The sequence below is a fragment of the Spongorhabdus nitratireducens genome (assembly GCA_947387575.1).
Classification (GTDB): Bacteria; Pseudomonadota; Gammaproteobacteria; order Pseudomonadales; family Endozoicomonadaceae; genus CANDOC01.
On record CANDOC010000014.1, the window covers coordinates 83,311 to 95,393 of the forward strand.

Sequence of the window (12,083 nt, forward strand, 5' to 3'; positions counted from 1 at the left end):
TGCGATCTGACTATTTTTTTGATCTGACTGTTTCTTTGAAGCTGCGTCGCTGGATGAATTCAGCGACGCTTGTTGTTTCGGGGTCGTCCTTATGCGGTTGCAGCCTGCATCCGTTTGAGCGCGCTGGCCAGAATCCATTCGCCGATAGCGATAGTCGCGATAACACCGATGGCAACCGGGGCACTGTAAGACCAGTCAACGGTGCCGGTAGCGATATCCGGGAAGATGAACAGCACTACAGCCTGGACAATGAACAGGAAGCAGATAACACTGAGTGCAATCTGGGTGCCCATGCCGCCGGGAACCTTGTAAGGACGCTCGGCGTGAGGATCAGCGATACGCAGCTTCAGGTAAGCCGGGAACATGAACAGGTACGGCAGCAGGAAGATGCAGGAAGAGAAAGCGAAGATAGACCAGAACAGTTCGTCACTTTCACCGGAAGTCAGGCCGTACAGCAGAATAACGACAGTGGATACGATACCGGTGATGACGTTGGCACCAACCGGGGTACGGTGCTTCGGATCTTCCTTGGCAACGATTTCAGGAAGTTCACCCGCCTGAGCGGCTTCCATTGCTGCGCGGCTTGCACCCATGGTCCAGGTCGCCATGTTAGCAATAAAGGTCAGCAGCGCCAGAGTACCGATGCCGTAAATCATCGCCTGACCGAAAGCGCCTTCACCGAACAGAGTACGCAGGGTAGAAATAATACCCGCTACCAGGCCAATTTCTTCTACTGGCAGAGCCATCAGGATGCCGATGGTGCCGAAAATATAAAGGCCGGTCACGATCACTGCGGAGATCAGAATAGACTTTGGAATATCACGACGCGGGTCTTTGATTTCATCACCCATGCAGGCAATAAGCTCAAAGCCCATCAGGTTGAAGATGATAACCGGCAGGAAGCCAAGGCCGGAATCCAGAGAAGGCATCATGCTTTCCATGGTGAATTCATTGGCAACACCATGCTGGCTGGCGTACCAGAAGCCACCGACACCCAGTACTGTGATGACAACAACCTTGAACAATGCGCCCAGATTGGTCACCCATACACCGGCGTCTACAGAGGTGTTACAGATCCATACGGTCAGCCAGGTCAGGCCGACACAAATGGCAATCTGCATAGCCAGTCCCATTTCAGGGAAGAACATTTCAGCAAACATGCCGGCAAACATGATGTAAACCGCCGGCATCCACAGGCCTACGTTAATCCAGTAGAACCAGGTGGTGCGAACAGCCCACTTGTTGCCAAAGGCTCTTTTTACCCAGTCATAAATACCGCCTTCTCCGGGGTAAGTAGTACCCAGTTCGGAAGAAATCAGGCCATAGGGGATAACGAACAGAACAAGAGTGATAAGCCACCAGGAAATGGAAGAAGGGCCGATGGAAGCGCTGGCTGTTAAACCATCAACTACCAGAACGGCACATACGCTGAACAACGTCAGGCTGGAAAGCCCCATTTTGCCAGCTGAAGTCTCGGTACTCATTTTGAATCCCCCGATAGAGCTGTAAAGCGGCGGGCTACTGGCTGGATGAGTTCCGTCGTGTGTGGCCGGGCCAGATGCCGCCCTGAGAAACAGGCCTTGGTCGTTAAAAATCGATAAAAGTCTGTTTTAGGTTGCCTTATATGATAATTATCGGATTTTTATCGATCTTGATCTGCGTCACAAAGACGATCTTTTGTGATTTTTATCGATTTGCAGTGCTGTTTATATGGGTTTTGTTGAGGTTGGTTGGGGTTGCTATCGATATTTTCAGGATAAAAATCGATTATTGATTCAAATCAATGTGGATAAAAATCGGTGAATCTATGATGCGAGCCAACTGAACGGATAACACTTCAGGCAGTCGGCAGGTGGTATGAGACTGATGTTTGAGGTTGTCCGAAACCAAAGACGTTAGACATTGCTGATTGCAAGTCAGGAGTTTCAAAATGAAAATGCCTTCCGCCAGTGCTACCGACTTGAACAAGCCGGAACTCAAGCACTTCCTGAAAACTCAGGATTACACCCGTCAGCAGCTGGCTGACATTCTGGAACTGATGGGCATGCTGAAAGAAGCCCGCAAGGCTAACGCTGTTCCTCAGCTGTTCAAGGGCAAGTCCGTAGGCATGATCTTCGAACAGCCTTCTACCCGTACCCGTATCTCTTTTGAAACTGCGGCTACCATTCTGGGTGGTCACGGTCTGTTCCTGTCTCCGAAAGACATTCACCTGGGCGCTAAAGAAAGTCTGGCTGACACCGGTCGTGTTATCTCCCGTATGTGTGACGTGATCATGGCGCGTGTAGACGACCACAAGACTGTTGCGGGTCTGGCTGAACACTCCACTGTTCCGGTGATCAACGGTCTGTGCGACTGGCTGCACCCGACCCAGATCATGGCTGATCTGTTCACCATGATGGAACACCTGCCGGAAGGAAAAAAACTGGAAGACCTGACTGTTGCCTTCGTAGGCGACGCGACCAACGTATGTTCTTCCCTGATGTTCGCCTGCACCAAGTTCGGCATGCACTTCAAGCACATTGGCCCTGAGAAGTACCAGGCTCCTCAGATGTGGCAGGACATCGCGCTGGAAAACATCGAAACTTCCGGTGGCAAACTGACCGTGACTGACAATGTTGATGAAGTTGAAGGTTGCGATATTCTGATCGCTGACAGCTTCTACTGGTTCGGTCAGGAAGCTGAAAAAGAAGAGCGTCTGACTACCTTCATGCCGAAGTACGTAGTGACTGAAGAAATGATGGCCAAGGCTGGTGAAAACAGTGTATTCATGCACTGCCTGCCTGCTAACGACCAACGCGAATGCACCCGCGAAGTGATGGATGGCCCACGCTCCGTAATCTTCGACGAAGCTGAAAACCGCCTGACAGCTCAGATGGCACTGCTGGTTTACCTGACTCACAAGCACATTCAGAAGCCTTCTGAAGAAACTGTTGCTTTCCACAAGGATCGCATTGAAGGTCTGCTGAGCCGGATCTGATTTATAACGCACCTCTCTGACTCCAGACAGCCCGGCTAAAAGCCGGGCTGTCTGCATTTTCATGCAGTGCACTAATATCAAAGTCTGATAATTCTCATGCCGGAGTGGCTATGGGCAGGCTGGTATTCAATTTTCTCCTCAAAGGCAATCTTCGTTTTAAGTTGCCATCGGTTTATACCCTGCTGTTCTTGCTGATAGCTATTGCTGCGGCTGCATCCTGGTTTGTGCCCGGTTGTCAGCCACAGGGTATCGGTGCTGTGTTGTTTGCTCCGGTACGTGGCTTCCATAAGTCAGCGGATATCATTGCATTTCTGCTTGTACTGGGTGGATTTCTGGGGTTGGTAAATGCCACCGGAGCACTGGAAACAGGTATTACCCGGTTGCTGATAAGGCTGCAGGGAAGAGAGCTATTGTTGATTCCGGTGTTGATGACCTTGTTTGCTCTTGGAGGAACGATATACGGGCTGGGAGAAGAAACGATTGCCTTCTGGTCGCTGATTATTCCAGTGATGGAGCGTGCCGGTTACGACAAGATGGTGGCAGCAGGAATCATTATGGTGGGTGCTAATGTTGGCACAATGGCTTCAACCCTGAATCCATTCTCAACAGGCATTGCTTCCTTCTATGCAGGCATTCCGGTTGGAGAAGGAATTGGACTCAGGTTGCTAATGTTTGTTGTACTGCTGGGAGCCGCTTGTGGATTTGTTATGCGCTATGCCTGCAAGACAAGACAAAACCCTGTTACCACTCAAATGTGTAAATCTGATTTCGGAGACCTGACGGTCAAATCACCGGCACTTTCCCGGCATCAGAAATTAACCCTGTCTGCTTTTGCTGCAACATTTCTGGTCATGATCTACGGTGTAATGCCCTGGGAGGAGATGGGAGTCCGAACTCTGCCGGCACAAAACTGGTGGTTCAATGAGTTGGCCTGCGTTTTTCTGGTTGGGGCTGTAGTTGTTGCTGTGCTGAATGGCTTCTCTGAAAAAGAGATTATTCACCATTTTTTGTCTGGCGCCAGAGATATGGTGAGTGTTGTACTGGTCATTGCCTTTGCTCGTGGGATCGATGTAGTTCTGACTGATGGTGCAGTTATCGCAGCACTACTTCCTGTAATCGAGAGCTGGCTTTATGGGCTGGGGGTGTCAGTTTTTGCGGGATTGGTATTTGTTATACATTTGCCGTTATCAGCGCTGATTTCTTCATCAGCCGGGCTGGCGGTAATCTCCATACCGTGGATGGTACCTTTGGCTGATACCGCAGGTGTATCGCGTGATCTGGTAGTAACAGCTTATCAGGCGGCTGGAGCCTTGATGAATATGTGCGCTCCAACGGCCCCTTCCCTGATGGCCGGTTTGATGCTGGCTGGTATTTCTTTCAGACGTTATCTGATATGGGTAATGCCCTTGTTGGTTGCTCTATGTGCAGTTGTGATTACCCTTCTGGTATTTGCTGCCTGATGATTAATGAGTATGCAGCTGCTCCAGTCGATCCAGCAGAGCAGAACGAAAAAGCTTGTCCGGGTCATTGGCCATTCTGAAATCGTGTAAGTGCTGTAGTTGGTCTTTGAGGGCAACTTTCAAAACATCATCAGCAGCAAACAATTCTTTCAGCAGTAAAGGTCGAACACCAAGCTTTAATGCTTCACTTGTCAGCTCATGACAAAATGCTTTTCTTTTTTCCAGATCCCGGCTGTATATGGCATGGCTGTACTGAAAAATAAAACCGCATCCTTCTCTTACTGGAGCCATTGGGAATTTCTGTACACCGACGACAGGTGTGTAGTCTTCCAGTAATGAGCAGAGGTCATATTTGCGCTTCAGTCTTTCTATCAGTTCAACAAACTGTTTTAACTGTTCCGGGTCTTGTGACGGAAGAACCCAGGCGTGATGGATCACCATTGAGGCATACATTTTTTCATGGTGGTACCAGAAGCCATCATGGTAATAAGTGTACTTTTCGGGTTCGTCTACAAATCGTGCCCCCTTGCAGAAATAACAATTGGAAATGGAAGCAAAACACTTCCACTGATGCAGTTGTTCTGCTGCTGTTATCAGAGCACCTTTGAGTCTGTCTGGAGTGTTATACAGTGGCATTGAGCCGCAGTATGTAAAGTCTGGATCACTGGATGTGAACTTGGGTCCGTAGCAGAAGATTCTTCTTAAAACAGGGCCAAAGCCGTTACTCCAGCCCGCTCCGGTAGCTGTTTCATGCGTTCTGTGTCCTGTTTTTGAACCAACGATAATATAGCGCTGATTTTCGGCTACTCCCTGGCTGAGACCATAGATACCCTGATCATATGTATCCTGATTCTGGGTAGATGTGTAACGGGCAAAAGCAGTCGAAAACTGTTCAAATCCAGTGCATTGCTCAAGCACCTCTGTCTGAATCTCAGCAGAGTGATTCCCGGTTACAGATGTGACACGATAAAATTTCAGCTTTATGCATGTCACGACTCCCCCTGCACCCAATGTGCCGGGTAGGGCATAAAATAGCTCGGAGTTTTCGTCAGGACTGCATTCGATGACTTCACCATCCTTAGCCCGTATAAAGCGAAACGATACAACATGACTGACAAAGTAACCTCTGCGATAAAAGCTTGTACGCGAGAAGCCAAATGTCAGTAAGGGACCTGCGATTGTGATGGCACTACTGCTGGGAATATCAAGAGGCTGATAATAATGTCCCAACTCTTTGGTCAGCCTATCAGTGGCTTCCCGGAGAGTGACGCCAGCCTCCATTTCCACTTCAATGAGAGGTGGACTGTCCTCATAGAAATCTGGAAGTCTGATTGTCTTTAGTTGTTGGGTGCTGATAGCGATATGTCGCTCTTCCACAGAGGTGGCAGGAGTTGAGCATGCAGGAGGTAATGTCTGTTCGGCAAAAGAAAGGCGAGAGCCAACGACGGTCAGAGTCTTTTTTTCACTTTCCCCTGAGCAGGTTGCATTATGCTGGCGAACATCATCAAGAATTATGCGGAGATCTTCTTCACTTACCGGAAATAGTACAAGGTCTGCTTTAGCTGAGTGAATATTGCCATATCCCTTAATTATCTGATTTTTCAGGCATAAGATCTGTACATCGGAGCTATAAGTTGGATGCCACCAAGTGGCTTTTGTCAGATCGAAACTTGCGCTATGAACATTAGATCCCGGAAGAGTCAGAAACAGGAAAAAGATTATTTTCGCTGCTGACAGATAACAGTAATCTGACCTGAACATGCCCCAGCCTCATTTCTTTTTTTGGTTTGGCTTTACAGCGTAGATGGCTATCGCTGGAATGACATGAAAATCGTGGGCTAAATAAGGGGGCTTGGTGGAATAAAGAAAAAAAAGAGAATATCAGGCATTAAAAAAGGGTAAGTGATTCGAAATCACTTACCCTTTATAAACTATGGTGGGCCTTCCGGGACTCGAACCCAGGACCTGCCGATTATGAGTCGGATGCTCTAACCAACTGAGCTAAAGGCCCAAAACAAGTGCGCGGGGATTATACGTCGAGATTTGCGACTGTTCCAGTGCTGAAGTGCACTCAGTGCCGGATTAGTGACAGTTAGCAGCTCAACGTAGATATTTTTCGAGAATACCTGAAGTAAACAGGCTTGTTAATGCCTTTTTGTTTTCCTGCCAGATCGTTTCCATGGACGTATGCTGCTCGATCGTCGGGCATTCAAAGGTCAGTACCGGTGAACCCAGCGTTGTCGATGCGTAAGTTCCCAGCGAGCCGGGCGTTGGATGATCTTCTATTTCCTCCCGAACGATGGGGTAGCCGTTGTGAGCTGCCAGATGCTGCAGGATATCGTCACATTCTCCATTACTGTTCAGCAGGGGTTTCCATGAATGGAAGCTGATAATCAGTGCAGGTGACTGTTGCTGGTAGAGTGCATTGAGAAACAGGTTTTCCGGTTCACTCATGGGGGTATGCCCCCCGAAATATCGGGGCTCGTGAGGATTGTTCACCCAGCAATCTGTTGGCAGGTTGCGGTTCAGGTCAATGCCGTTGGCATTGGTCCGGGTTCGCTGAGCGAGCCCATCGGGATTAAGTGCAGGAATCAGGGTTATTGGCAAAGCGGAATTATCCGGTAATCCTTTCAGCCAGCGGAACAGCCGCAGCAAAACATAAACACTTTCGGGCTCATCACCGTGGGTGCCAGCGATCAGGTAGATACGCTCTCCTGTCTGCTGTGGGGTATGCCAGTTAGGTATAGGCCTTCCTGTTACGCTGTAGCCGTCGGGCTGGCGGGTAAATTCCATTCCTCATCCTGATCAAAAGCCATACTTTCAGCTTTGCAGCAGAATCCGCTCAAGGCAAACAGCCGGAGCTTGTGGCTGAATCCGTCTAAGCTGAAAAGAAGTGTTGCCTGATTTTGCCAGTGAGTTGGCGGGGCAGTTTCAAGGATGAGTAGCGAGATGGCTACGGTAAGCACCTGATATGGATTTTTCGTCTCTTCGACGGTTTCTTATTCTGTTCTGCATTTCTGCGCTGGCACTGGCCGGGCGTTACTTTCTGGTTAACCAGGGACTGGTTGATCAGGTAACCGTCCAGTACGGTGAGCGTGCTGCAACCCGACTGTTGGGCTGGGATGATTTTATGCGTCAGCAAAGCAGCCAGCAGCAGGATGATATGGCATACTTGGAGAGCGTGAATAACTATTTTAATGACATGCGCTTTGTCAGTGACCGACAGCTGTGGGGTACCGAAGATTACTGGGCCACGCCTGTTGAATTCCTGTCCCGGGGAGCCGGAGACTGTGAAGACTTTTCCATCGCCAAATATTTTACCCTGCGTCAGTTGGGTATTGCCGATGAGCGCTTGAGAATTACCTACGTCAAAGCCCTTAACCTGAATCAGGCGCATATGGTGCTGACCTATTTTCCGGAAGGATCATCTGTGCCGCTGGTGCTGGATAATCTGATCGGGGATATTCGTCCGGCTACCGAGCGAAGTGATCTGGCGCCTGTGTATAACTTCAATGGTGATGGCCTGTGGCTGGCGAAACAGCGTGGCCATGGCAAGCGTGTGGGTGAAGCGAATCGTCTCAGCCTGTGGATGGCGCTGAGAGAACGTCTGAACAAGGATCTCGGTTCAGAGTAACAACAATTAAAAGTTAACGAGGGAATGTGCCGTGACCCTGACAAGGCAACTGGGGCTGTTTCTGGCGTTGTTACTGTGTTTGCTGTTTGGAGCCAGCCTGCTGGTCAAGCTGGTTGATGCCCGGGACTATGTCCGTGCCCAGCTGAAATCCCATGCCCAGGATACAGCCACCTCTCTGGGACTTTCTATTGCCACTGCGGATGCCGACAATATCGCGTTAGTGGACTCCATGATTGATGCCATTTTTGACCGCGGCCACTATCAGGAAATCAGCTTTACCGATATGGATGGTGAAATGCTGGTTATGAGCCGTCAGCCCATGCAGCTAGAGGGCGTACCGAACTGGTTTGTTCGGATTGTCAGCTTCCATGTGCCGTCGGCTACGACCGAAGTCAGTAATGGCTGGGAGCCAACCGGCATTCTTAAAGTGATCAGTCATCCCGGATATGCATATCAGAGCCTGTGGCGAGAAACCAAGGAAAGTGTTGTGCTGTTTGGTGTGGCTTTGCTGATATCCATGGTGGTGCTGGTTGGTTTATTGCGTCTGGTGTTGCGTCCGCTCGACCGGGTTGAAAAGCAGGCCGATGCGATCTGCCAGCGTCGTTTTGAAGTACAGCCGGTGTTACCCCGAACTCGGGAGTTGCGCCGGGTGGTCGAAGCGATGAATCGAATGGCTGGCAAGCTGCAGCACTTGTTTAATGAAAAGGTCACTTTAACCGAGAGGCTGAGGGATCAGTCTCGTACTGATGAATTGACCGGAATGCTGAATCGCCGGGCATTTGATGATCAGGTGGCAGCCCTGATGGAATCAGACCGCGGTGATGCCGGTGGAAGTCTGACATTGATTCATATGAATGGGTTGCAGCAGGTCAATCTTCAGCAGGGTCGGGCAAAGGGGGATGATATTCTGCTGTCGATTTCAGAGCGGATCAACCAAATCTCCAGCAGCTTTCCAGAGTCCATTGTGGCTCGACACAGTGGTAGTGAGTTTACATTGTTTATGCCGGGCTCTGACCAGGAGCAGGCCAGAGCGCTTTCTCTGAAACTCTATAAGACCATCATCACTCTCCCCTGGTTTGATACGAAAAATGAAATTGGAAAGCTGGAACTGGCAACAGTTATTTGTACCAGCAAAACCGGTTTACGCGTGTTGATGAGTGAAGCAGATCAGGTATTACGGGGTTTGCAGACTCAGGGGCGCAGTGGCTGGCAGGTCAAACCCTTGCAGCAGACCGAGGTTCATCACTTTTCCAGCTGGCCGGCAGATGAGTGGAGAACATCCTTGCGGGATGTGATGGAACGGCAGGATGTGGAGTTATATGCCCAACCGGTTTTTGACCGGGAAGGCAAGATTTTACATCGGGAGATACTGTCGCGAATGATGCTGCGAGGTGAGTTGGCTTCGGCGGCGGCTTTCTTGCCGATGGTTGAGCGGTTTGATTTCAGCAGTCAGTTTGACCAGATTGTGATTGAAAAAGTCTTGCAATGGATTGAGGCGCATCCTGATGATGACAGTAAGTTCTGTGTGAACCTGTCGACACGTTCAATTCAAAAGGAAATCTTTCGTCACTGGTTGACAGGGCGACTTAAGAAAACCCCGGAGCTGGCCTCCCGCCTGATTGTTGAAGTGCCGGAGTATACGCTTCATCTGGTTGCTGAAGAGCTGATGCCACTTGTCGAGGAGCTTGAACCGTTAGGTTGCTCACTGTCACTTGATCACTTTGGTACCGGCACCCGGGCACTGTCATATTTGAAACAACTGAACATTGACTACCTCAAAATCGACAACACCTTTGTCCGCCAGCTGGACAGCCATGAAGGTAACCAGTTTTTCATCCACTCTCTGTCGCTGATTGCTCATAACCGGGATATCATTTTGCTGGGACAGGGTGTCGAGAGTGAGGAAACCTGGCAGCAACTGCTCAAACTGGGTGTTGATGGCGGTCAGGGCTTCCATCTGGGACGACCTGAAGCATTATAAAAACCTTGCTGCGGGCTACCGCAAACCGGCTGATTTGCTCATAATACTTCGCCACAGGAATGTTCTATCCGGGGAAAGATTATGAGCATCATGGAAAAGGCCGGAGATCAGTTTGCCGCATTGCGGGAAAAATTCTCCGCCAATGGAAAGATGGCGAGACTGCTGGCGGTTATATTACTGCTCTACGTTGTTGTGGTTGTAGCACTGGGTATCTGGTGGAGCCGGGCGCCGGAAATTTTTTCCGTGCGTGAAAATGCGGCGCAGATGGCGGAAAAGCGTGGACGTGATGTTGTCACAGGTTTTACGACCACATCCACTGTCATCCATATGGCCGAAGAACTGCTCAACAAGCCCGGTGGTTTCATTCGTAATGACATAATGCCACCCGGACTTTATCTGGATAACATTTCCAACTGGGAACACGGCGTACTGGTACAGATCCGTGATATGAGTCGTGCCCTGCGCAAAGATATGAGCCGCTCCCAGTCCCAGTCCAAGGAGGACCCGGATCTGGCGATGGCTGAGCCGCAGTTTAACTTCAATGATCGCAGCTGGGCGCTGCCTTCCAGTGAAGGGCAGTACGAGCGCGGTATCAAATTGATGAATAACTATTTGATGCGCCTTTCTGATCCCAATGAATCAGCTCAGTTCTATGCGCGTGCAGATAATCTGGCGTCCTGGATTGGTGATGTTGGCAACCGACTGGGCAGTCTTTCCCAGCGCCTGAGTGCCAGTGTCGGCAAGCCGCGACTGAATACTGACCTTGCAGGTGATCCTGAAGCAACTCAGTCCACACCTGAAGGCGTGGAAATCGATGTTAAAACCCCCTGGCTGCAAATTGATGATGTCTTTTATGAAGCGCGTGGTACCAGCTGGGCACTGATTCATCTGTTGAAAGCTGTTGAAGTGGATTTTGCCGATGTACTGGCCAAAAAGAATGCCCAGGTCAGCCTGCGCCAGATTATTCGTGAGCTGGAAGGTACCCAGGAAACCCTGTGGAGCCCGATGGTACTGAATGGCAGTGGCTTTGGTGTGCTGGCCAACCATTCACTGGTTATGGCCAACTACATCTCCCGTGCCAACGCGGCACTGATCCAGCTGCGTGAATTGCTGGAACAGGGATAACATCTCCCCCCTTTACGAAGAAGCTTTATCGCAGTGCGGTAAGGCTTCTTTTTCGTTTTACTAACCGAAAGTGAATTCAATGAGCAATAACAGTCGTCTGGTTTACAGCACTGACGGTGGCCGGATTAAAGAGGAAAAGAAAAAGGCAGAAGCACCGGTGGGCGATGGTCGCGTTCGTGTCCGTCGTGATCGCAAGGGACGTGGTGGTAAAACCGTTACTGTCATCGAAGGGCTGCCACTGGCTGGCAATGACCTGAAAGCTTTTCTGAAAGTGCTGAAAAAACGCTGTGGTGGTGGCGGTGCAGTGAAGGATGGTGCTATTGAACTGCAGGGTGATCACTGTGAATCGATGCTGTCCGAGCTGAAAAAGCAGGGTTATGATGCCAAGCAATCTGGTGGCTGAGATCCAGGGCTTAGATCAGAAAAACTAAATGCAATCAGGGCATCATTGATGCCCTGATATGGATTCTCTTTCAGCTATTAACCAGCCTGAACAGGAATCGCATTGGCTGTGTGATCAACCACGTTTTCCGGAGCCATGTAGATCAGGGCCGGCTTGTGGTCCTTGCACTCATTGGCGTCGTAGTTGCCGTAAGCACAGATAATAATACGATCACCCACTGCAACCTTGCGTGCTGCAGCACCGTTCATGGAGATCATGCGTGAACCTGCTTCGCCACGAATGATATATGTGGTGAAACGCTCGCCGTTATCTTTGTTATAAATCTGGATCTGTTCAAATTCCTGCAGACCCGCCATATCCAGCAGATCACTGTCGATTGCGCAGGAACCTTCGTAATTCAGAACCGCATGGGTCACTGTGGCCATATGCAACTTGGCCTTCAACATGATGTTCTGCAAACTCTCTTCTCCGGCGAAATAATAATTTTGCGAAGATTACTCACC

At 49.8% G+C, this 12,083-nt stretch carries 10 protein-coding genes and 1 tRNA gene; 6 read left to right on the top strand and 5 right to left on the bottom strand.

The window, feature by feature from the left end; all coding sequences use genetic code 11:
- Positions 1–89: 89 nt before the first annotated feature.
- Positions 90–1,484, bottom strand: coding sequence for an APC family permease (locus tag ACYZZ0_RS21465; RefSeq protein ID WP_461538717.1), 1,395 nt, complete (start codon positions 1,482–1,484; stop codon positions 90–92).
- Positions 1,485–1,930: 446 nt separating this feature from the next.
- On the opposite strand from ACYZZ0_RS21465, the gene ptcA reads away from it, so the two are divergent.
- Both ptcA and ACYZZ0_RS21475 read left to right on the top strand, forming a co-directional pair.
- The gene (gene ptcA, locus ACYZZ0_RS21470; protein WP_461538718.1) at positions 1,931–2,977 is read left to right on the top strand and encodes a putrescine carbamoyltransferase; all 1,047 of its coding nucleotides are present in this window, start codon (positions 1,931–1,933) and stop codon (positions 2,975–2,977) included.
- A gap of 110 nt (positions 2,978–3,087) precedes the next feature.
- Positions 3,088–4,437 carry a YfcC family protein gene (locus tag ACYZZ0_RS21475; RefSeq protein WP_461538719.1) on the top strand — a complete coding sequence of 450 codons (1,350 nt, stop codon included), beginning with the start codon at positions 3,088–3,090 and terminating at the stop codon, positions 4,435–4,437.
- Between the two features lie 3 nt (positions 4,438–4,440).
- Here ACYZZ0_RS21475 and ACYZZ0_RS21480 read toward each other — a convergent pair whose 3' ends face one another.
- From ACYZZ0_RS21480 to ACYZZ0_RS21490, 3 genes are all read right to left on the bottom strand, one after another.
- Positions 4,441–5,814, bottom strand: coding sequence for a hypothetical protein (locus ACYZZ0_RS21480; RefSeq protein ID WP_461538720.1), 1,374 nt, complete (start codon positions 5,812–5,814; stop codon positions 4,441–4,443).
- 557 nt (positions 5,815–6,371) lie between these two features.
- Positions 6,372–6,448, bottom strand: a tRNA-Ile gene (locus ACYZZ0_RS21485).
- An 89-nt stretch (positions 6,449–6,537) separates the two neighbouring features.
- Complete coding sequence (locus tag ACYZZ0_RS21490; protein ID WP_461538721.1) at positions 6,538–7,230, bottom strand: DUF2817 domain-containing protein; 693 nt, start codon at positions 7,228–7,230, stop codon at positions 6,538–6,540.
- A 178-nt stretch (positions 7,231–7,408) separates the two neighbouring features.
- On the opposite strand from ACYZZ0_RS21490, the gene ACYZZ0_RS21495 reads away from it, so the two are divergent.
- The 4 genes from ACYZZ0_RS21495 (at position 7,409) to yciH (ending at position 11,580) form a co-directional block, all read left to right on the top strand.
- Positions 7,409–8,071: a transglutaminase-like cysteine peptidase gene (locus tag ACYZZ0_RS21495; RefSeq protein WP_461538722.1), complete on the top strand. Its 663-nt coding sequence runs from the start codon at positions 7,409–7,411 to the stop codon at positions 8,069–8,071.
- Between the two features lie 31 nt (positions 8,072–8,102).
- Positions 8,103–10,052 carry an EAL domain-containing protein gene (locus tag ACYZZ0_RS21500; RefSeq protein WP_461538723.1) on the top strand — a complete coding sequence of 650 codons (1,950 nt, stop codon included), beginning with the start codon at positions 8,103–8,105 and terminating at the stop codon, positions 10,050–10,052.
- A gap of 90 nt (positions 10,053–10,142) precedes the next feature.
- A complete protein-coding gene (locus ACYZZ0_RS21505) occupies positions 10,143–11,177 on the top strand; it encodes a DUF2333 family protein (RefSeq protein ID WP_461538765.1) in 1,035 nt (344 codons plus the stop codon).
- A gap of 79 nt (positions 11,178–11,256) precedes the next feature.
- The gene (gene yciH, locus ACYZZ0_RS21510; protein WP_461538724.1) at positions 11,257–11,580 is read left to right on the top strand and encodes a stress response translation initiation inhibitor YciH; all 324 of its coding nucleotides are present in this window, start codon (positions 11,257–11,259) and stop codon (positions 11,578–11,580) included.
- A gap of 77 nt (positions 11,581–11,657) precedes the next feature.
- Here the strand turns inward: yciH and panD are convergent, their stop codons facing one another.
- The gene (gene panD / locus ACYZZ0_RS21515) at positions 11,658–12,038 is read right to left on the bottom strand and encodes an aspartate 1-decarboxylase (RefSeq protein ID WP_461538725.1); all 381 of its coding nucleotides are present in this window, start codon (positions 12,036–12,038) and stop codon (positions 11,658–11,660) included.
- Positions 12,039–12,083: the final 45 nt, after the last annotated feature.

Coding starts and splice junctions, on each gene's coding strand:
- ACYZZ0_RS21475 (WP_461538719.1), top strand. CDS start 3,088: ATGGGCAGGCTGGTATTCAATTTTCTCCTCAAAGGCAATCTTCGTTTT.
- ACYZZ0_RS21465 (WP_461538717.1), bottom strand. CDS start 1,484: ATGAGTACCGAGACTTCAGCTGGCAAAATGGGGCTTTCCAGCCTGACG.
- ptcA (WP_461538718.1), top strand. CDS start 1,931: ATGAAAATGCCTTCCGCCAGTGCTACCGACTTGAACAAGCCGGAACTC.
- yciH (WP_461538724.1), top strand. CDS start 11,257: ATGAGCAATAACAGTCGTCTGGTTTACAGCACTGACGGTGGCCGGATT.
- ACYZZ0_RS21490 (WP_461538721.1), bottom strand. CDS start 7,230: ATGGAATTTACCCGCCAGCCCGACGGCTACAGCGTAACAGGAAGGCCT.
- ACYZZ0_RS21505 (WP_461538765.1), top strand. CDS start 10,143: ATGGAAAAGGCCGGAGATCAGTTTGCCGCATTGCGGGAAAAATTCTCC.
- ACYZZ0_RS21495 (WP_461538722.1), top strand. CDS start 7,409: ATGGATTTTTCGTCTCTTCGACGGTTTCTTATTCTGTTCTGCATTTCT.